Origin of the sequence: Arthrobacter sp. efr-133-TYG-118, assembly GCF_030209755.1 — a bacterium.
GTDB lineage: Bacteria > Actinomycetota > Actinomycetes > Actinomycetales > Micrococcaceae > Arthrobacter.
The window spans coordinates 1-1,402 of sequence record NZ_JARVRH010000050.1; the positions used below are offsets into that span (position 1 = coordinate 1).

The following is a 1,402-nucleotide window of genomic DNA, read 5'->3' on the forward strand; positions in this document are numbered from 1 at the left end:
TGTTCGAGCTTCGCGATCTGCTGGGAGACGGCCGAGGTCGTGAAGGAGAGGGCCGCCGCGGCCGACGTCAAGGAGCCGGAACGGCTTACCTCGCGGAGCAGATGGAGCCGGTGCAGGTCAAGGTCGGCCATGCACCGAGTTTAGCAAAAGTGAAGGCCTGTGGAGAATCCTGTGATTGTGCTGAACTCTCGGTGCGTGGATCGTAGAAGGAGCAGACGCCGAAAGGCGCGACACTACGCCACGTGAAGGAAGAAGACCATGCAACTCCGCGGTCATTGGTACCGGGGCGGCACGAGCAAGTGCTGGCTTTTCGACGCCGAAGACGTGGCCCGCCATGCGACCAGCCGCGAGGAGATCCGCGGCCTGCTGGCGGATGCTTTCGGTGCCGCTGATGCCCGCCAGCTCGACGGCGTCGGCGGCGGCACCTCAACGACGTCCAAAGCAGCCGTCGTCCGGGCCACCCCCGACGGCCCGGCCGACCTGGACTACCTCTTTGCCCAGGTCGGGATCGGTGACCCTACCGTGGAACTCGGTTCCAACTGCGGCAACTGTGCCACCGCGATCGCCCTGTACGCCGTCCAGTCGGGTGTCGTTCCCCCCGGGGCGGGAACAACACGGGTCCGGATGCGCAACCTCAACACAGGCGCGGTGCTGAGCGGCACGATCGCGACCCCGGGCGGCAGCATCCCGACGTCGGGCCTGGCGAAGGTTCCGGGCAGCAGCGCGCCGGGCGTTCCCGTGGGCCTCTCGTTCCACGCCCCGTGGGGGCGGACCACGGGCGCGGTTCTGCCGACGGGAAGCGCGGCCGACAAAATCGCTGCTGACGGGCTTATTCTTACGGCGACCCTGGTTGACGCGGGGGCACCGGCGGTGCTGATTCCGGCTGACGAGGCAGGCATCGACCTGTCCTCGATGACCGGCAATCTGTCTGAGCACCTACCCACGCTTGTGGCTGCCCGCGCCTCGGCCGGTCTGCTGATGGGGTTGAGGAAGCCTGAGGATCCTCCGCAGAATGCCGTGCCGAAGGTCGGCGTCGTGGCAGCGCCGGGCGACTACACCGCGGCCGACGGAACGAGGATCGCGGCGGATACCCACGATCTGCGGGTGCGGATGCTCTCGATGCTCGCGCCCCACCCCGCCATCGGCCTTACCTCAGCCGTTGCGGTCTCCTTCGCTGCTGCCCTGCCCGGATCGGTGGTGGCCAAAGCGCTGCGCCCGGCAGACAGCGCTCACCAAGGGCGCCGGCTTCTGCGCATCGGAACCCCTGCCGGTGTCATCACCACCGAGGTCGTCAGCGACGACAACGGTTACGTCAGCGAGGTCGCCCTCCACAGGGCGGCCCGCCAACTCGCCGTCGCCGACATCGACGTCGCACAGCCCGTGGCCCTGACGGCCTAGCCCC

The 1,402-nt window shown here is 68.3% G+C and carries 2 protein-coding genes; one reads left to right on the forward strand and one right to left on the reverse strand.

What is annotated here, in order from left to right; translation table 11 throughout:
- Positions 1-131: LysR family transcriptional regulator (locus QRN59_RS24490; protein WP_284985028.1), on the reverse strand; the 131-nt coding region annotated here is incomplete at its 3' end.
- A gap of 127 nt (positions 132-258) precedes the next feature.
- Here QRN59_RS24490 and QRN59_RS24495 point away from each other — a divergent pair.
- Positions 259-1,398, forward strand: a complete 1,140-nt coding sequence (locus QRN59_RS24495; protein ID WP_284985027.1) for a PrpF domain-containing protein — start codon at positions 259-261, stop codon at positions 1,396-1,398.
- The last annotated feature ends 4 nt before the right edge of the window (positions 1,399-1,402 follow it).

Bases quoted from the DNA above. Each gene is read 5' to 3' on its own strand.
- QRN59_RS24495 (WP_284985027.1), top strand. From the start codon at position 259: ATGCAACTCCGCGGTCATTGGTACCGGGGCGGCACGAGCAAGTGCTGG.